The 16765-nt window shown below is 68.8% G+C and carries 18 protein-coding genes, 1 tRNA gene and 2 pseudogenes; 8 read left to right on the top strand and 13 right to left on the bottom strand.

From position 1 onward, the window contains the following. Window positions 1-193 precede the first annotated feature (193 nt). The 4 genes and pseudogenes from AOK00_RS41340 to AOK00_RS08215 all read right to left on the bottom strand — a co-directional run. Window positions 194-966: pseudogene (locus AOK00_RS41340) on the bottom strand (IS5 family transposase); the annotation flags it as partial. Window positions 967-1336: 370 nt separating this feature from the next. Further along, on the bottom strand, window positions 1337-1591 hold the full coding sequence (locus AOK00_RS08225; RefSeq protein ID WP_055599656.1) for a hypothetical protein: 255 nt from the start codon (window positions 1589-1591) through the stop codon (window positions 1337-1339). Further along, window positions 1591-1803, bottom strand: coding sequence for a hypothetical protein (locus AOK00_RS08220; protein WP_055599655.1), 213 nt, complete (start codon window positions 1801-1803; stop codon window positions 1591-1593). Before AOK00_RS08220 ends, AOK00_RS08225 begins: the two co-directional genes overlap by 1 nt. A gap of 499 nt (window positions 1804-2302) precedes the next feature. Further along, window positions 2303-2464 carry a hypothetical protein gene (locus AOK00_RS08215; protein ID WP_055599654.1) on the bottom strand — a complete coding sequence of 54 codons (162 nt, stop codon included), beginning with the start codon at window positions 2462-2464 and terminating at the stop codon, window positions 2303-2305. 280 nt (window positions 2465-2744) lie between these two features. On the opposite strand from AOK00_RS08215, the gene AOK00_RS36810 reads away from it, so the two are divergent. From AOK00_RS36810 to AOK00_RS08205, 3 genes are all read left to right on the top strand, one after another. After that, window positions 2745-2921, top strand: coding sequence for a CsbD family protein (locus AOK00_RS36810; protein ID WP_079041890.1), 177 nt, complete (start codon window positions 2745-2747; stop codon window positions 2919-2921). Window positions 2922-3332: 411 nt separating this feature from the next. Next, complete coding sequence (locus tag AOK00_RS08210) at window positions 3333-4250, top strand: Ku protein (RefSeq protein WP_055599653.1); 918 nt, start codon at window positions 3333-3335, stop codon at window positions 4248-4250. Window positions 4251-4314: 64 nt separating this feature from the next. Next, window positions 4315-4506 (top strand): hypothetical protein, encoded by a 192-nt coding sequence (locus AOK00_RS08205; protein ID WP_055599652.1) that lies wholly within the window; start codon window positions 4315-4317, stop codon window positions 4504-4506. Here the strand turns inward: AOK00_RS08205 and AOK00_RS08200 are convergent. Further along, the gene (locus AOK00_RS08200; protein WP_055599651.1) at window positions 4503-4835 is read right to left on the bottom strand and encodes a DUF6233 domain-containing protein; all 333 of its coding nucleotides are present in this window, start codon (window positions 4833-4835) and stop codon (window positions 4503-4505) included. The two genes, AOK00_RS08205 and AOK00_RS08200, sit on opposite strands and share 4 nt — an antisense overlap. A gap of 455 nt (window positions 4836-5290) precedes the next feature. Between AOK00_RS08200 and AOK00_RS38945 the strand changes: the two genes are divergently transcribed. Further along, entirely contained in the window at window positions 5291-6118 is an 828-nt protein-coding gene (locus AOK00_RS38945) for a hypothetical protein (RefSeq protein WP_159041700.1), read from the top strand. 98 nt (window positions 6119-6216) lie between these two features. Here the strand turns inward: AOK00_RS38945 and AOK00_RS08190 are convergent. Then, window positions 6217-6293, bottom strand: a tRNA-Met gene (locus AOK00_RS08190). 515 nt (window positions 6294-6808) lie between these two features. Here AOK00_RS08190 and AOK00_RS38940 point away from each other — a divergent pair. Further along, complete coding sequence (locus AOK00_RS38940; RefSeq protein ID WP_159041699.1) at window positions 6809-7000, top strand: hypothetical protein; 192 nt, start codon at window positions 6809-6811, stop codon at window positions 6998-7000. Window positions 7001-7028: 28 nt separating this feature from the next. Here the strand turns inward: AOK00_RS38940 and AOK00_RS08180 are convergent, their stop codons facing one another. From AOK00_RS08180 to AOK00_RS08170, 3 genes are all read right to left on the bottom strand, one after another. Then, a complete protein-coding gene (locus tag AOK00_RS08180; protein ID WP_063886558.1) occupies window positions 7029-7403 on the bottom strand; it encodes a hypothetical protein in 375 nt (124 codons plus the stop codon). Between the two features lie 85 nt (window positions 7404-7488). Beyond that, window positions 7489-7827, bottom strand: coding sequence for a DUF6233 domain-containing protein (locus AOK00_RS08175; RefSeq protein WP_055599648.1), 339 nt, complete (start codon window positions 7825-7827; stop codon window positions 7489-7491). A 184-nt stretch (window positions 7828-8011) separates the two neighbouring features. Further along, a complete protein-coding gene (locus tag AOK00_RS08170) occupies window positions 8012-9592 on the bottom strand; it encodes an ISL3 family transposase (protein WP_437441401.1) in 1581 nt (526 codons plus the stop codon). A gap of 180 nt (window positions 9593-9772) precedes the next feature. On the opposite strand from AOK00_RS08170, the gene AOK00_RS08165 reads away from it, so the two are divergent. Further along, window positions 9773-10183, top strand: coding sequence for an Imm10 family immunity protein (locus tag AOK00_RS08165; protein ID WP_055599647.1), 411 nt, complete (start codon window positions 9773-9775; stop codon window positions 10181-10183). A 125-nt stretch (window positions 10184-10308) separates the two neighbouring features. After that, window positions 10309-10410: pseudogene (locus AOK00_RS40065) on the top strand (GlsB/YeaQ/YmgE family stress response membrane protein); the annotation flags it as partial. 185 nt (window positions 10411-10595) lie between these two features. On the opposite strand, the gene AOK00_RS08155 reads toward AOK00_RS40065, so the two are convergent. Together AOK00_RS08155 and AOK00_RS08150 are read right to left on the bottom strand one after the other, a co-directional pair. After that, window positions 10596-10937, bottom strand: a complete 342-nt coding sequence (locus AOK00_RS08155; RefSeq protein ID WP_159041698.1) for a hypothetical protein — start codon at window positions 10935-10937, stop codon at window positions 10596-10598. Between the two features lie 22 nt (window positions 10938-10959). Then, complete coding sequence (locus tag AOK00_RS08150) at window positions 10960-12279, bottom strand: cation:proton antiporter (RefSeq protein WP_055599644.1); 1320 nt, start codon at window positions 12277-12279, stop codon at window positions 10960-10962. A gap of 144 nt (window positions 12280-12423) precedes the next feature. On the opposite strand from AOK00_RS08150, the gene AOK00_RS41335 reads away from it, so the two are divergent. After that, window positions 12424-12915, top strand: coding sequence for an STAS domain-containing protein (locus AOK00_RS41335; protein WP_107097334.1), 492 nt, complete (start codon window positions 12424-12426; stop codon window positions 12913-12915). A 616-nt stretch (window positions 12916-13531) separates the two neighbouring features. Here the strand turns inward: AOK00_RS41335 and nhaA are convergent. Together nhaA and AOK00_RS08130 are read right to left on the bottom strand one after the other, a co-directional pair. Beyond that, complete coding sequence (gene nhaA, locus AOK00_RS08135; RefSeq protein ID WP_055599641.1) at window positions 13532-14830, bottom strand: Na+/H+ antiporter NhaA; 1299 nt, start codon at window positions 14828-14830, stop codon at window positions 13532-13534. Between the two features lie 233 nt (window positions 14831-15063). Further along, window positions 15064-16608: an alanine/glycine:cation symporter family protein gene (locus tag AOK00_RS08130; protein ID WP_055599640.1), complete on the bottom strand. Its 1545-nt coding sequence runs from the start codon at window positions 16606-16608 to the stop codon at window positions 15064-15066. Between the last annotated feature and the right edge of the window lie 157 nt (window positions 16609-16765).

Genomic DNA, 16765 nt, shown 5'->3' with positions numbered 1-16765 from the left:
GCCTTAACCGAAAACATCATAAAACGCCGGGTGTGCACCCACGCCTGGCCCTGTCACGGCACCGGCCCAGCGGTTCCGCTTTCCGGCAGCAGGACCACCGCATCAGGAATCCAGCCTCCAAAGGAAGTGTTCGCGCGTCCTGGGCAATGTGGCGGGACGCCGCGGTAGCGGTGCCGAGGGAGACGTAGCCGCGCTTGTCGTATCGAGTGGCGACCGCTCCGGCCTGTTTCAGGCGGTTGATCGCCCGCTCGATGGTGTTGCGCTTCTTGTAGCGATCCTCGTCGAAGCCGGGCAGCCGTCCACCGCGTGAGCCCTTGCGCAGGCGGGCCGCCTGACTGTCGGTTTTCTCCGGGATGGTGTGGCGGATGCCCCGCCGTCGCAGGTACTCGCGAATGGGGCCGTTGCTGTAGGCCCTGTCGGCCGCAAGGCTGTCGGGCTTCTTGCGCGGCGGGCGGCAGCGGCCGTCCGCGCTCAGGTGGAGCTTGCTGGTGAACCCCCCGCGCGAGCGGCCCAAGCCCTCACCTCCCGCACCACCTCCACCAGGCGGGCGACCAGGCTCTGCCACGGCGTCTCGGTCTGGTGTTCCCTGCCTGCGGCCCCCTTTGATCCCGGGGCCGGCGGCGGGTCGGTGCGGGCGCCGGCCGCGTGCTGATGCGCGCGGACGATGGTGGAGTCGACCGAGATGTCCCAGTCGATCTCGCCTGCGGCGTCGGCCGCGGCCTGGACCTGCTGGAGCAGACGTTCCCAGGTACCGTCGGCCGACCACAGGCGGTGGCGTTCGTAGACGGTCTTCCACGGTCCGAACCTTTCGGGCAGATCACGCCACCGCACCCCGGTCCGCACCCGGTGCAGAATCCCGTCGATCACCTGCCGATGATCCCGCCACCTGCCACAACGCCCGTTGCTGACCGGCAGGAACGGGCGCAGCCGTTCCCACTCGGCATCACTCAAATCACCCCGCCCCATGCCCACAGGAACGACTCGGGAACGGAGCAGTCACATGATCGGCCGGACAAAGTCCTAGTCCGTGGGGAGAGCCGTCAGGTCACGGCAGGGCCTGGGCCGCACAGACGAGATCGTTGTCTGCCGAACTCCCCGGCCAAGCGCCCGGACGGACCCCGCGCGACCGCGCCCGCAGGATCGCCCCCCGTGCCCCAGACCGGGAACGCACTGTGCCCCCGGACCGAGGTACGGGGGGACACAGGCTCCAACGACCAGTCTGCTCGCCACCCACGATCACCGTAGCGGGCATCAGCCGCCGATCCGCCGATCCCGGATGTCGGTGACCCGGACGAACGACAACGCGTGGCACGGCCTTGACGGGGTCGACGACGACTCAGTCGACCTCGACGTACGCGACGAGGATGATCGTTCCGACGACGGTGGGGATGTACACGACCCGGACTCGGCCGTCGCGGTACTCCCACTCCAGCTTCCCCTCAACCCGGGTACCGATCCGGTGATCCAGGGACAGCCGGACGATCGCAGCGTCCAGCACCTCGCGGTCGGCATCGGTCATCTCGTCGATCTGCCGTTCCGCGACGTCATGGAGGACGACGTGGGCGCGCCAGGGGCCGTGCTTCGGTGCCATCAAGCGGCGCCGGCCGTGCGGGCGGCGTCCGCGTCTCCAAGCCCGTGGCGGGCCTGGACCTCCGCGTACGCGGTGGCCTTCGACAAATCGATGCCTTCGGCCGCCAGCTGCTCCAGCGTGTAGGCCAGCAGGCCCTCGCCGGCAGCCGCGCGTTCGCGGGCGGACTCGCGGAGCTGCCGCGCCTCGTCCTCGTCGAAGATCAGGTGCGCCATCGGGTCCTCCGGCGATCGGGTCGATCGGGTACAAAGCGAGGCTAGCGCAGCATCACTTCTCAGGGACCAGGACGGACACCACGGTCCGCAGTACTGGGCGGGGCGCCCGGTAGTACGGCGAACCACGCGGACGAGGTCGCGCAGAATCCCAGGCGAACACCGAACTCCTTTTGGAGGAGCGCACGGCGTGGATCACGGTCACGGCTTCCGAGTTCTCGACCGGTCCTCTTCAGGTACATCACGTATGCAGCAAAACTCGCGTTCCGGCCTGAACTCCGCCTGCCCCGTGTTCGGTGATTCACACGTCCGCATTCGGTTTGGGCCGGGACGGCAACTGTTCTGTGGAGGTAAGCAGGTTCCCTGCTGCATCATGGCTGCCGCCCCGGCCGCATACGGCTACCCGCAGCATCCGATTTCACCGGAAAGCAGGAGCCGAACCCTTTACCGGCATGCCGGTGGCCGTCCACACCCCTTCGGTCGTATGCCAGGAGCAGCCGTGCTACCAGCGGTACCAGCGGCCGCTGCTGTTCTTCGGCCGGGCAACGAAGCCGATCAGCCAGATCACCAGGACGGCGATCGCGACCCACCAGAGAATCTTCACCGCGAAACCGGCACCGAACAGGATCAGAGCGAGCAGAAGAACAAGAAGCAGGGGAACCATAGTTGTCAACCTCCGGAGCACCGGATGCCCTACCACCCCTCACCCATGCATATGAATTCCAGCTGTTTCTTATCGACGCAGGTGGGCATAACGCGCGCGCCCGGCTTCTCACTCCCCCACTAACTGCCTTTGCCGCTGCGTCGCACCTCGGGCCGACTGACCACCTCGGGGAATCGGGAGAGATCTGACGCCGGCCGCCAGCGAGCCGCGCGGGTTTAGGCCTCGGAATCCTGAGCAGGCGGTGGTCACGACCAATCCGGTACTACACGAGGAGGTCCCCATGTCGGGCACCGAGAAGGCCAAGGCCCAGGCCGAGCAGACCAAGGGCAAGGCCAAGGAGAAGACAGGCCGAGCACTCGGCAACGAGCGGATGACCGCCGAAGGACACGCCGACCAGGCCAAGGGCAACGCCCGCCAGGCCAAGGAAGACGTCAAGGACACCCTCCGCCACCGCTGACCACACATCCCGCCGCCGGCCACGGCTCGCGGCTCAGCTGGGCCCCGACTCCCTCCCCCTGGGTCGGGGCTCAGCGACGTTCCCGCCCACCCCACTGAACATCCTCGTCGCTGGGCCAAGGCCCAGCGGGCTGCCCGTGCAGTGGTCCTCGCGCCCCCCTGCATGAGCGGTACGCACACCTCCGGCTTCGGGCACCCACCGGGGAGCCTGAGAGGCTCGGGGCGGTGGCTACTCGCTGCTGGACCCGCGCCGGCGATCAGGGCGCCGTGCTCCTCGGCTCCACCGTCGCCGACCTCGCTGCGGCGAACGGCATACGAACTCCGCGTCACCGGACGAGCTGCAGGCGCGTGCGATCACCGGCCGGGGCTGCCTAGCCTGGAAGCACGTAAGGGGGCCTGGTGAGGAGTGCGCATGCCGCGTCCTGTGTGGTCTGGAGCGATCTCGTTTGGCCTGGTCACGGTGCCGTGCAAGCTGGAGAACGCGACCGAGAAGCACGACGTGTCGCTGCGGCAGGTGCACGTGGAGGACGGCGGCCGGGTCCGGTACCGCAAGACGTGCGATATCGACGGCCAGGTCCTGACCGAGGACGAGATCGGCAAGGGGTACGAGGTCAGCAAGGACCACATCATCCCGATCACGGACCAGGACCTGGCGGACATGCCGCTGCCGACCGCGAAAGCCATCGAGATCGTCGCGTTCATCGACCGGGCCACCGTAGACCCGGTCCAGTACGGCGCCGGCTCGTACTTCATCGCCCCGGACGGCCCCGTCGCGGCCAAGCCCTACGTTCTGCTCCGCAAGGCGCTGGAGCGCAACGAGAAGGTGGCGGTGGCGAAGTTCGCCCTCCGCGGGCGTGAGCGGCTCGGCCTGCTCCGGCCCCTCGAAGACGCGCTGCTCTTGTCCGGCCTGCACTGGGGGGACGAGATTCGCTCCTCCGAGGAGGTCACCCCGCCGGAGACGGAGCTGACCGAGGACGAGATCAAGGGCGCCCTTACGTTGATGGACACCATGACGGTCACGTCGATCAGCGACCTGGACGTCACCGACCACTACACCGAGGCCCTCCACGAGGTCATCGAGGCGAAGGCTGAGCAACGGGAGCCCGCGCCTGCCGAGGGTGAGGCGAAGGAAGCCGCGCCGGTCGTCGACCTCATGGCCGCGCTGGAGAAGTCCGTCGCCGACGCCCGCGAGCGCCGCGGGGCGACTTCCGGCGGGGGCGAGGCCACCGTGCACGAGATGCCGGCGAAGCCGAAGAAGAAGGCGGCCGCGAAGAAGGCCCCCGCCAAGAAGACCGCAGCGAAGAAGACGACCCGCCGGAAGACGGCCTGACCTGTTCCGGGCGTGTCCTGGGAGTGCTGCCGGCGGTTGATCGTCGTGTGGAGAGTATGAGCCGGTGACCAGCGACTACCCGGACGCGGACGAACCGCGCCTGCCCCTGCTGACCGCGGCAGAGGCCCGGGACGCGGTCGGCTACATGCGACTGCTGGAGACGCTCGACCTCACACCCCGTGGACAGGCCGCCGACCAGCTTGCAGCGGACCTGGCCCGACGGCTTCCCACCGATGTCCCGGCGGCGACAGGTTAATCGAGGATGCCCAGGTCGGAGTCGGGTCGGCAGATTTCGCACGCCCGGATGCCGCCGTCGGTCAGTGCCCGGCGGGCCTCGTGGCGGCTGAGCGGCTTCCGGTGGCGTGCGGCCAGCCAGCAGTCGCCGATGTGGATGCTGTCCGCGACCGGCCGTCCGCCCTCCCGCAGGAAGGACAGAACCCAGCCGGGGCCTTCCGGGGGCCGGCGTGCGGGGCGAGCCTCGCGGGTCTCCATCTCGGCTATCCGTGCTCGGACCCGGGCCAGGGAGAGCACGAGCCAGTGCTCCAGTGTCCGCAGTCGTGGCAGGTCCGGCGGCAGCTCGGACATCGCGGTCACCCCGCAGCGAGAGTGTGCTTGGGCTTCTGGAGCGCGGTGGGTCTGGCAGAGCGTCTTGCCGCCGAGGCCGTATCGGTGGCAGGGGGCCTGGCTTCTCTGCACTAGTCAAGGCGAGCCGATCTGAACGGCGTCGTAGCCAGTCGGCGCCAGTAGAGGGACGGCGGTTACCGTACGCGAGAGCCACGGCGGCCGGACATGAACGACCGCTCGGCCGCGTCACCCCGGCCCGTGTCCCGGGCGTGTCAGTGGCCTGCGGCATGATGCGGGAGACGTGACGGCAGATCCGATAGGGATTTCAGAGGCCGTCCCGAACGGGGGGCGTTGTGCACAAGCTGGTCTCAGATGGGGTAGGGGGCACGGAGGATCCGCAGCTGCACTACGAGAGGTGGCGGTGGGGCGGAAGACTGCCGAGTGAGTCGCTGCGCCGTGTCCGCGAGAGCAACGTCTTGGGGCTGCTCGACTTCGACAGTGACCTGGTCCACGACCTCGGCGCCGCGGATCCCGACGTCCAGCGTGCCGTGGCGGTGCTCGCCGCTCAGCGGGCCTGCGAGGTGGCAGGCCTGACCGATGTGCCGTGGGTCGCTGGCGCGCTCGCCGTGCTGACGCAGGGGCATCCGCTACCGCCCCCTTTCGACGACGCGGCCCGGATGCGGGAGGCTCTGCGGTCCACCCCTCTCGAACCGGGCCCGGACGTTCTCGGGGCAGTACCGCCCCAGCGGCGGCCGTACTTTCCCCAGCCGCCGGTAGGGTTGATGTGGGTCAAGACCGCAGAAGAGAGCGACGGGGAGACGAGCTACGAGCTCGACCGGCTACCGGGCAGCCAGGCACCGATGGTGTTCACCGAGCTCGTGTTCCCTGCCAGCACACCGCAGGTCCGTGGGCCCATCTCACAGCCGCATTTCGCTCTCCCCGCCGTACTCGCTGCTGCCGATCCCGACCCGCTCAAAGCAGCTCTGGATGCGGTGTGGCATGCGCTGAACACGCACGGAGAGCACTACCCGAAGCTGTTGGATGAGATCCGGTCGACCTGGGGCGGGCGGATGTCCGTACCGGATGCAAAGACATGGCCTCCTGATCCGGGCCGACGAGTGCGGAGCGGACGAGGGAGCGTACCGATGGTCAACTACCGGGTGAAGTGGGTACGCGCGCGCGACGGCAAGACCGTGGTGTCCACGGTGAGCTACGACCAGCCCAGCGCCGAACACCGCAAGGCAGATCTCGAGGCGGAGGGCGCCACGGACATCAAGATCGTGAAGGTGCGGCCCGGCGAGTAGAACCGTCCGATTCTCGTGCACTCGGCCGTCTCCACGGCACACGCGGGCGTTGAATGCGAACAGCCCCCTCGACCTGGTGGTTGAGGGGGCTGTTGCGTTGGTAGCGGGGACAGGATTTGAACCTGCGACCTCTGGGTTATGAGCCCAGCGAGCTACCGAGCTGCTCCACCCCGCGTCGGTGAACACCACCCTACGGCACTGGCCCCACGCTTCCGACCGAGTATCCGGCCGGTGAGGCGCTCCCGTTCACTCCCCGGCCGAACTCGCCCCGCCCGAGACAGACGTCAGCGAGTCGGAGATCGAGGGCGCGCTCACGCTGATGGAGACGATGACCGTGGCCTCGCTCGCCGACCTGGCCGTGACCGACCGCTACACCGAGGCGCTGCACGAGGTGATCGACGCGAAGGCCGAGCACCGGGCCCCGAGGCACGCGGAGGGTGAGGAGAAGGCGGCTGCGCCGGTCGTCGACCTCATGGCCGCGCTGGAGAAGTCCGTTACGGACGGCCGCGAACGCCGCGGCGAGAGTGCCGGCAGAGGCGACCGTGCACGAGATGCCCGCGAAGCCGAAGAAGAAGACGGCCGCGAAGAAGGCCACGGCCAAGAAGACCGCGGCGAAGAAGACGACCCGCCGGAAAACCGCCTGACCCGTTCGGATCGTGTCCTGGGAGCGCGCCAGGGGTTGATCGCCCTGTGGAGACTGATGAGCCCATGCTCGGCGACTACCCGGACGCCGACGAGCCCCGCCTGCCCCTGCCGACCGCGGCGGAGGCCCGGGACGCTGTCGGGTACATGCGGCTGCTGGAGACGCTCGACCTCACACCTCGCGGGCAGGCCGCCGGCCAGCTCGCCGCGAACCTGGCCCGACGGCTCCCCACGGACTAGGACCCGTCCGGCCGATCATCGGCAAGAGCTACCGCCGGCGGAACCTTCTAAATCGGGCTGCCAGCTTGGTGGGGCGGGTGCTGAACCCGTCCATCAGCCTGATCGCCATGTCGTGGCGGAGCTCGCGGGCCCAGTCGTAGGCAGATTCGCCGTTGACCGCGAGATGTGGATCAGCACCGTATGCCAGGAGGATCGCGGTCAGTGCGCTGTCCCTCGGTTCCCCCGACTGGTTCGCGACATCGACCTCTGTGTCGATGGCGTGCATCAGCAGGGTCATCTGGCAGCAGACCTCATCAGCGGCGGCTCCCTCATCGAGAATGCGCGTGAGCGTGGCGTGGTCGCTCAACTCCACCGCTTGATGAGCTGGCGTCCAGGGGTTCTCCGTCTTGAGGGCATCCTCCATCGTCAACACGCAGGGAATTCTGCCCGATGGAACCCGACCTTGATCGGGCGGACAGGTCCGAGAAGAACCCAGCCTCGGTGTCGGGTCAGTCGAGGATGCCGAGTTCGGAGTCGGGCCGGCAGATTTCGCACGCCCGGATCCCGCCGTCGGTCAGCGCCCGGCGGGCCTCGTCGCGGCTGAGCGGTTTCCGGTGGCGCGCGGCGAGCCGACAGTCGCCGATGTGGACGCTGTCCGGAACCGGCCGCCCGCCCTCGCGCAGGAAGGACAGAACCCAGCCCGGGCCTTCCGGGAGCTGCCGTACGGGGCGCAGTGCGGCCTCGCGGGTCTCGACCTCGGCTATCCGGTGCCGGACCCGTTCCAGGGACAGCACAAGCCAGTGCTCCAGGGTCCGGAGTCGTGGAAGGTCTGGCGGCAGGTCGGACATCAGGCACCCGGGCGCTTCTGCTGCTCGGCCACCCCTCGCTGATGTTGCTGGCACAGCGGGTTGCCACCGAACCCGTACCGGTGGCAGGGGGCCTGGCTTCTCTGCACTAAGTCAAGCCGATGCACGGGCACTGCTCTCGGCGTACACCCGAACGTGGCTCTGGCAAGAATTTCGTAGCCGAAGATCATCTCGGTGACACGGTCGGCCGGTCCGCGTAACGGCGACGGAGGTGGGCGATCAGGACGACGCGGTGGCGGAGGAGTGGGACGCCGGCGCGTCCGACCATCAGGCGTTTCTGCAGCTTGACGTCGGTGATGCGGCCTTCGTTGACGCCGGGGTTGTAAGGGGTGGTGATTCCCTGGGCGACGGCGTGTCGGTCTTCTCGGAGGGCTCCGGCGAGGCCGACGAGAGGGGCCAGGCCGCTGTCTGCAAGGTCGTCCAGCCAGCCCGTGAGGAGTGCGGCGTCGCGGTTGTCGAGCATGGCGGCGAACCGTGGGACCAGGTCGTGCGTCTGTCTGAGTTCGGGGCAGTGGTCGAGGAGCCGGGGCAGGCGGTCGTTGATGTGGAGGTTCCGGCGGTGCGGGTGGGCGGTGATCCAGCGGGCGGCTTCACGCGGGGAGGGCGGTCGCTCGCGTGGCTCGTCCAGGGGCAGGCCCCGCCGGAGGGGTGCGACGGCCATCTTCACGCGCTGATAGTGGCCGAGGTAGCCCTTGGCCTGGAGTTCCTCGTGCAGGATCTTCGCGCTGCGCTGCCCCTCGTCCCAGCGTTGTTGCAGGTAGCCGAGGTAGGGGTCCAGGCTGGAGGGCTTGCGCGGCGGGCGGCGCACCACTTCCTGCCCGGTGTTGGCCCGGGCGTATTTGCCGACCGTTCGGCGGTCCGGGCCGAGCTCGCGGGCCACAGAACTCTGGCTCCGGCCGGTGCGGGTCAGGGCCTGCACGGCCTCGAACAGCCTGCGGGCGTGGCGTGCGGCCCGACTGTCCGCCGCAGTGTTCCCGGCGGTCTCCTCGGCTGGTGCGGGATCGGTCTCGCCGACCGGGGGCAGTGCTGCGGGCAGGCAGCCGCGGTGGGCGGAGGTGATGTCCTGGACGCGGCGGGAGAGACCCTGCCAGAGGTGGAAACGGTCGCTGACCTGCACGGCATCGGGGGCGCCGCCCGCGATGCCCTGCCGGTAGGTGAGGGAGCCGTCGCGGCAGGCGACCTCGACACCAGGGTGCTCGCGGAGCCAGCGACTGAGCTGTTCGGCGTCGCGTCCTTCCCAGAGGGTGATCGGGAGCCGGGTGGTTGCGTCGACCAGGAGGGTGCCGTAGGTGCCGCCGTAGAGCGCGAAGTCGTCCACCCCCAGCACCCGGGGTGTCACCGGCGGTGGAAGAGGCACCCGCATCAGCTGGGACAGGACGGTGCACCGCGAGAGCCGGATGTTCAAGATCCGCAGTACCCGGGCACCTCCCCTGCCCGCCAGCACCACGCCGACGTCCTCCACCAGGCGCTGCAACTGCGGTGTCCGCCGCTGGTAGCGCACGGTCAGACCCGCTACCTGCTCGGCAAAGGTCACCTTCCGGCACGTCGTATTTTCGCAGTACAGCCGGCGTAAGGACAAGTCGATGTGCACATGCCTGCCTGCGAGAGGGACGTCGGCGAGGCGGCGTACGTAGCGGCTGTGGCACCACTCGCTGAGCTGGCCGCATCCCGTGGATTCCGCTGGATCGGCGGACCCCGTGCGGGCTTGGACCGCCACGACGGCATCGGAAACATCGACAGAGAACACCAGCACGTTGGCCAACTGTGGTAGAAGACTGGCAAGTTCGACAGAGCACAGCCATAGGCTGCCCGTGAGGACTCCCACGTAATTTCCCGCGTAGCGTCGCGGTCACCACCTCAGCGACGATGGAACATCGCGCTCGCCCCTGCGTCACGGCAGGGCCGAGCACACTGATAGAACCCCGTCATGACATACCGATTTACCGCCCGCGCCGCCAGGACCGAGATCGACCCTGACGGCTACTTCACCGAAGCCGCTCTTGCCGAAGGTGAGGATGGAAGCGGTTTCATCATGATGTTCATGGCAGGAGAAGAGGAGCCCGATGACCAGGAGGTCGCCCTCGGGATGGACACACACTGCCTGGTCACGGCCGGACAGGGCACCGCATACGGCTGTGTGCGGGAAGCTGTCCTGACGGACAACGTTCTCCGCATCTCACTCGACCCCGAAGCGCTGGGAGACCTGCGGCTGACCGACCCCGAGGTCGAGGCCGTCATCGAAGCGCCGGCCGAGGACATCAGGCAGTTCCGCGAAGTCCTCGCTCAGGTGCTCGGATACGGGCGTGCGGACGCAGTGCCCACCCGCGTAGATATCTGACGCGCCATCTGTGCGGAATGCGTGACCGTCGGCAGCCCGCTATGCGGACCGGCCGATCGTGTCACCGCGATGACCTTCGGCTAAGAAATTCTTGCCAGAGCCACGTTCACGTGTACGCCTACAGCAAGGTCATATTCGGCGTCGACTCCATCGACGGCTTCTTTGAACTGTCCACCTGGATCGCGGCCGTCAACCGCGTCGTCACCGGCAACCGACGACATGCCTGAGCGGTCTCCTGAAGAACCGCACCACCCCCGAAGAGCGGTGCGCCGAAGTCTTTGCTCTCGGCGACGGTGAAGACAGTGCCTATCGTGGCCTGGAGGAGGCCGCCGAGGGCGAGGGGGGTGGCGGCGCGGCGTTTGGTGTTCATGGCTGTCCTTCGGGAGCGTGGTCTGTGGGGGCCTGCGGGCCGTCAGAGGGAGTACGGGAGCAGGGTGGCCGCGTCGACGAAGCCGAGCAGGTGGGGCTGGTCGTCGGCGTAGTCGACGACCAGGACGATGGGGCTGCTGGTGCGTTGCATAAGCGAGGCCATATGGAGGAGCGAGGCATCGGGGCTCACGACGGCCGGCGTGACCAGGCGCTTGGGTAGCACGTCGGCGAGCCGAAGGGATGCCGCACGCGCACGTGCCTCGTCGTCGAGTGACGCGCCCGCGACTGCGGCAAGGAGCGGGTCCTCCCGTACATGCTCGGGCAGTACGGCGGCCAGGATCCGTTCCGTGGGGACGACGGTCAGGGGGTGTCCGTCCCCGCTCACCACGACGAGCGCCGGGGCCCGTTCACGGACCAGCAGTTCTGCGGCTTCCCGCAGCCCCGCGCTCAGATGTACCGGAGTGCAGGGCCGGGCCAGACCACGTGCGCGCATGGGGAAGGACCTTGGTCGTCGTAGGGGCCTCGGTACCTTCCCGAGGAGTCGTGCCGGCCTCGATGAGGTCGTCGACGTGGAAGAGGCGGGCGATGGGGACGTCGGTGCTGCTGTGGGCGATGATCGAGAAGGCGATGCAGACGGCGATCAGGGTGTACGCCTCCTGGCCCTGGGGGATGCCGGCCTGGAGGACGAGCAGGCCGTAGACGACCGAGGCGAAGCCCTTCGGTCCGAACCACGCGGCGACCAGCTTCTCCCGGCGGTCGATACGCGTCCCCCACAGCGACAGCAGGAGCGAGCCCGGCCGGATCAGCACGATCGCCAGGACCACGACCACGTATCCGCCGAGGGAGAGGTCACCGAAGAGCTGCGGGGTGAGCAGCGCGCCGAAGACGAGGAGGGCGGCGAACTTGGCGAGTTCTGCCAGCGACTCGCCCAGCGGCTCGAAGGCGTTCTTCGACTCCGGGGAAATCGCCGCGAGGACCGCGCCCGCGGAGAACGCGGCGAGGTAGGGGTTGGCGTGGGTGAGGTGGCAGGCGGCGTACAGGACGATGCCGGTGGCCAGCGGAAGCAGCGGCTGGAGCTTGGGCTCCGCGCCCAGAAGCCGGAAGCGTACGAGCCCGTTGACGAGCAGCGGGAGCAGCACGCCGAAGGCGAGGCCCAGGCCGAGCGCCAGGGCAATGCTTCCGTACGACGCCTCTGCGCCGGCCGCGGTCGGCCCGGCGGCGGCGATGAGGATCAGGACGACGGGCAGGGCGAGGCAGTCGTTGATGCCGCTCTCGACGTTCAGCAGCTCGCGCAGGCGGGCCGGAACCTCTTTACGGCCCACGATCGCGGAGGCGAACACCGGGTCGGTCGGTGCGAGGACCGCGCCGACGAGGAACGACGTCGTCCAGTCCAGGCCCACCAGGTAGTGGGTGATCAGGGCCATGCCGACGAAGGCCAGCGGCATGCCCAGGCCGAGAGCCCGGGCGGGATTGCGCCAGTTGGCCCGCAGCTTGGCGAAGGAGACGTGCATGCCATCGGTGAACAGCACGGCGAACAGGGCGAGGTCGGCGGTGACCGCCACGATCTCGCTCTCGGGCGAGATGTGGATCAGCCCGAGGAATCCGTCGCTGACCAGGGCCCCGCCCACGAGGAAGAGCAGCGAGGTCGACAGGACGGTACGGGCGGCGAGCCCGGAGAGCAGGACCGCGACGAGCAGCGCGGTCCCGAAGACGGCGACGAGCACCATGAAGAAGTCCCCCGATCGGCAGAAGAAGACATGTGTCCCTTGTTCGCCGACCAGACTTCCCGGCACACCGCTACGGACCTTACGCGTTCCATACGTGACTTTGACAGGTGCTTTACGCGCAGCCAGAACTCCTAGACATTGCCGATGCCCGGCAGTTCTGGGACGGCCCTGCTGGCCGTGTCCGAGGAGCGGGTGCGCGCTTCGGCACGTATCGTCCGCGTCAGGTGCGCCGGGAAGTCTGGTCGGCAGCTGTCGACGCCTGCCCTGGAGCTGTGCCCTGGAGCTGTCATGCCACCGATGTCACCGGCCGAACGGCTCCGTCGGCGCTCGCGAGGTCTGCTCCGCCGTTTCCGTTCCCGTCCGGAACTTTTGGTCGTCCGCCTCAAGAGCGACCTCGGCGCAGACACGGCGCGGGACACCGGCCGCACCCTGCGCGCCGCTCTTCGCGAGGAGCCACAGATCCTCGAGGTGGACGTGTCCCGCGTGACGCACCTCAGCACGGACGGCGCCATGCCGCTGTTCCTCGCCGCCCGAGGGGCCCGGGAGCAGGGAACCCGGTTCAGCGTCACCCGCGCCCCGGAGCAGGTGGGGAATGGTGATGCGCAGGGTGGGCCTGGAACGCTACCTGACGGGTGAGGGCTCCGCCGGGTAGCCGTACGCGGCCAAGGCCTCGAGTGCCGCGCCGGACGGAACGAGGTCCGCCACATCCCCAGGCGGCGTCTGCCGCTCTCTGTGAGGCACAGGAGCTATGCGCTGCGCGTGCCGGTGTCGGCCCGGCGTGAAGCCCTCACCACGAGACCCAGTGCCGCGAGCATCAGCAGGGGTCCCGCCACGACCCGCAGCAGGAGCAGTTCGTCGCCCGGCACTCCGGCAAGGCCCAGGATCGCCGGAGTCAGGCAGCTTCCGTAGAGGGCGAAGCAGCGAGGCCACGCCGAGGGGCACGAGCGCCAGCGTCGAGATCACGAAGAGTGTGGAACACGTCCCTTCATCTATCTCTGGAGGAGATACGGGCAACGAGGAGCGCCGCGAGGCATACCCAGGGCAGGTGCGCCGGGCCGGAGACCGTCCAGCTCACGGTGGCTAGCAGCAAGGCCGTCCCCAGGAAGACGAGCAGCCCTCGCTGCTCCCCCAGGAACGTCCATTCCTCGCGGGCGCTGCCCGGTTTCCTCATTTCGCGTACGGCGGTCCGGGATGACGAGGATCGCGAGTACGACGGCCGCACCGAGCAGGGCCGGCGCCGTGCCCTGATCGTTCATCCGGAGTGCCGTGTACTGCCGGTCTGGTAGATGTCGGGGATGCCGTCGGCGTCGTCGTCGCGTTCTTCCTCTTCCCACAGCTCCTTGTAGATCCGGTTGCGGCGGCGCAGGAGCAGCGCGGCGAGGACGGCGGCGATGAGGGAGCCGACCAGGACGGCGGCCTTGATGTGTTCGCCGGTGGCCGGGACGGGGAAGGCGAGTTCGCCGATGAGGAGGGCGACGGTGAAGCCGATGCCGGCCAGGGTGGCGAGGCCGAGAACGTCGGCCCAGGCGAGGTCGGGGTTGAGTTCGGCGCGGGTGAAGCGTGCGGCGAGGTAGGTACCGAGGAAGATGCCGAGGACCTTGCCGACGACGAGGCCGATGACGACGCCGAGGGGCTCGGGATCGGTGAAGACGTGGCCGAGGGCGCTGCCCGAGACGCTGACGCCGGCGGCGAAGAGGGCGAACAGCGGGACTGCTACGCCGGCGGAGAAGGGGTGCACGAGGTGGGAGACCCGGGCGGCGGGGGACCGTTCCTCGCCTTGGTCGCGGGTGGTGCGCAGGATCAGGCCGATGGCGACGCCGGCGACCGTGGCGTGGATCCCGGAGTTGTACATCAGCGCCCAGGTTGCGACGCCGAGCGGTACGTACCACCACCAGCCGCGTACCCGCAGGCGCTGGAGGGCGTAGAAGAGGACCAGGCCGGCGAATGCCCCGCCCAGGGCCCAGAAGTTGAGGTCGGAGGTGAAGAAGACGGCGATGATGAGGATGGCGCCGAGGTCGTCGACGACCGCGAGGGTCAGCAGGAAGGCGCGGAGCGCGGACGGCAGGTGGGTGCTGATGACGGCGAGGACCGCGAGTGCGAAGGCGATGTCGGTGGCCATCGGTACGGCCCAGCCCTCAAGGCTTCCGTCGCCGAGGGTGACGGTGAGGGCGTACAGGGCGGCGGGTATGGCCATGCCGCAGAGCGCGGCGACGACGGGCAGGGCGGCGGTGGCGGGGGTGCGCAGCTCGCCGACGACGAACTCGCGTTTCAGCTCGATGCCGGCGACGAGGAAGAAGACGGCGAGGAGGCCGTCGGCGGTCCAGTGGGCGACCGAGAGGTCCAGGCCGAGGGCGGGGATGCCGAAGTGGAAGTCGCGCACTGCCTCGTACGCCCCGCTCCACGGGCTGTTCGCCCAGGCGAGCGCGATGACGGCGGCGGCGAGCAGGACGAGTCCGCCGACGGTCTCGGTGCGCAGGGCCTCGGCGACGGCCTGGCGTTCGGGCCAGGGCAGCAGGCCGAGGATCACCTTGCGCGGGCGTGACTGCGTCATGAGGGGGTGGCCTCCGGGGTGGGTTGACGGTTGGGCACAGGGCCCCTCGACGCCGACCAGACTTCCCGGCACACCAGCGCATCGCATTGACGCGTTCTTCACACCCTATCGGGCGCTGCGGGGCCTCGCCAGGGCGTCTGTCAGTTGTCGAGACGGGGTGAAGGGCCCTGCTTCTCACCAAGGCGCGAGGTGAGAAGCAGGGCCCTTCGGAAGCCGGGCCGCCGGGGAGGCGGTCAGACGGTGGTCTTCACCGGCTCCTGGTCGGGGTCGGTCTCGCCGTCGGTGTCGAGGCCGGCGTCCCGCTTCTTGACGAAGGCGAGGAAGGTGTTCAGCTCGCGCTTGACGACGGGGGCGAGGAGGTAGAGGCCGATGATGTTGATGACGGCGAGCATGAAGAGCACGGCGTCGGCCATGTCGATCAGCGTCTGCAGGGTGAGCAGGGAGCCCGCGACCGCGAAGAGGGTGTAGAGGACCTTGAAGGTCAGCTCGCTGGTCCTGCTGCGGCCGAAGAGGTGGGTCCAGGCCTTCATGCAGTAGTAGCCCCAGGTCAGCACCGTGGAGATCGCGAACAGCATCACCGCGATCGTGAGGATGTAAGGGAACCAGGGCATGACCGTTCCGAAGGCGTCGGAGGTGATGGTGACGCCGCCGATGGACTCGCCGCCGTTGCGGAGCTCGACGTAGCTGGCCGGGTTGGCGATGACGATGGTCAGGGCGGTCATGGTGCAGATGACGACCGTGTCGATGAACGGCTCCAGGAGGGCAACCAGGCCCTCGCTCGCGGGGTGCTTGGTCTTCACCGCGGAGTGGGCGATCGGGGCGGAGCCCAGGCCGGCCTCGTTGGAGAACGCGGCCCGCTTGAAGCCGATGATGAGCGCACCCAGGACACCGCCGGCGACGCCCTCGGGGTTGAAGGCGCCTTCGATGATCGTGGAGACCGCGGAGGGCACGGCGGAGGCGTTGACGGCGATGACGACGAGGCAGGCGGCGATGTAGATGCCGGCCATCGCGGGCACGAGCTTGCTGGTGACGGAGGCGATGGAGCGGATGCCGCCGAGGAGCACGATGCCGACGAGGGCGGCGATCAGGATGCCGAAGAACAGCGCGCCGGCGGAGGAGCCCAAGGCGCCGTCTTCGCCGCCGGTGACGGACACGAGCTGCGCGTAGGACTGGTTGACCTGGAAGAGGTTGCCGCCGAAGAGGCCGAAGAACAGGATCATGAAGGAGGCGAGGACGGCGAGGACCTTGCCGAGGGTCTTGCCGTTCTTACCGAAGCGTTCGGCCAGGCCCTTGGGCAGGTAGTGCATGGGGCCGCCGGAGACGGTGCCGTCGGCGTGCACCTCGCGGTACTTCACGCCGAGGGTGACCTCGACGAACTTGGTGGCCATGCCGAGCAGGCCACAGAGGATCATCCAGAACGTGGCGCCCGGGCCGCCGATGGAGACCGCGACGGCCACACCGGCGATGTTGCCGAGGCCGACCGTGCCGGAGACGGCGGCGGTCAGCGCCTGGAAGTGGTTGACCTCGCCGGCCGATCCCTTCTCGTCGTACTTGCCGCGCACCACGTCCACGGCGAGCCGGAACTTGCGCAGCTGGACGAAACCGAACCAGCCGGTGAAGACCAGACCGGCGACGACGAGCCAGGCCACGATCAGCGGAAGCTGGGTGCCGCCCACGGGCACGGCGTAGAAGACGATCTCGCCGAGCCACTTGGCTATCGGCTCGAAAAGGCCGCTGACGGCTTCGTCGACGGACTGGGTGAAGGAATCGAGTGACACGGTGGGGACCTCAGTGCGCAGGACCGGCGCGCGGGAGGCAGCGCCAGTGGGGGTGCGGTCTGTGAGCGAAAGCCGTTGTCCGGTCGGCGAGCCGAGAGATCGACGTCCGTGGACTCGGAGCGTGATCACCTCGGTCGTACTGCCGGGATGCGCCCGG

Origin of the sequence: Streptomyces aureus, assembly GCF_001418135.1 — a bacterium.
GTDB lineage: Bacteria > Actinomycetota > Actinomycetes > Streptomycetales > Streptomycetaceae > Streptomyces > Streptomyces aureus_A.
Note: the sequence above shows the minus strand (reverse complement) of the source record. Positions and strands in the feature narration are given on the sequence as shown.

Bases quoted from the DNA above. Each gene is read 5' to 3' on its own strand.
- AOK00_RS08225 (WP_055599656.1), bottom strand. From the start codon at position 1,591: ATGGCACCGAAGCACGGCCCCTGGCGCGCCCACGTCGTCCTCCATGAC.
- AOK00_RS08220 (WP_055599655.1), bottom strand. From the start codon at position 1,803: ATGGCGCACCTGATCTTCGACGAGGACGAGGCGCGGCAGCTCCGCGAG.
- AOK00_RS08215 (WP_055599654.1), bottom strand. From the start codon at position 2,464: ATGGTTCCCCTGCTTCTTGTTCTTCTGCTCGCTCTGATCCTGTTCGGT.
- AOK00_RS36810 (WP_079041890.1), top strand. From the start codon at position 2,745: ATGTCGGGCACCGAGAAGGCCAAGGCCCAGGCCGAGCAGACCAAGGGC.
- AOK00_RS08210 (WP_055599653.1), top strand. From the start codon at position 3,333: ATGCCGCGTCCTGTGTGGTCTGGAGCGATCTCGTTTGGCCTGGTCACG.
- AOK00_RS08200 (WP_055599651.1), bottom strand. From the start codon at position 4,835: ATGTCCGAGCTGCCGCCGGACCTGCCACGACTGCGGACACTGGAGCAC.
- AOK00_RS08180 (WP_063886558.1), bottom strand. From the start codon at position 7,403: ATGGAGGATGCCCTCAAGACGGAGAACCCCTGGACGCCAGCTCATCAA.
- AOK00_RS08175 (WP_055599648.1), bottom strand. From the start codon at position 7,827: ATGTCCGACCTGCCGCCAGACCTTCCACGACTCCGGACCCTGGAGCAC.
- AOK00_RS08165 (WP_055599647.1), top strand. From the start codon at position 9,773: ATGACATACCGATTTACCGCCCGCGCCGCCAGGACCGAGATCGACCCT.
- AOK00_RS08150 (WP_055599644.1), bottom strand. From the start codon at position 12,279: ATGGTGCTCGTCGCCGTCTTCGGGACCGCGCTGCTCGTCGCGGTCCTG.
- AOK00_RS41335 (WP_107097334.1), top strand. From the start codon at position 12,424: ATGCCCGGCAGTTCTGGGACGGCCCTGCTGGCCGTGTCCGAGGAGCGG.
- nhaA (WP_055599641.1), bottom strand. From the start codon at position 14,830: ATGACGCAGTCACGCCCGCGCAAGGTGATCCTCGGCCTGCTGCCCTGG.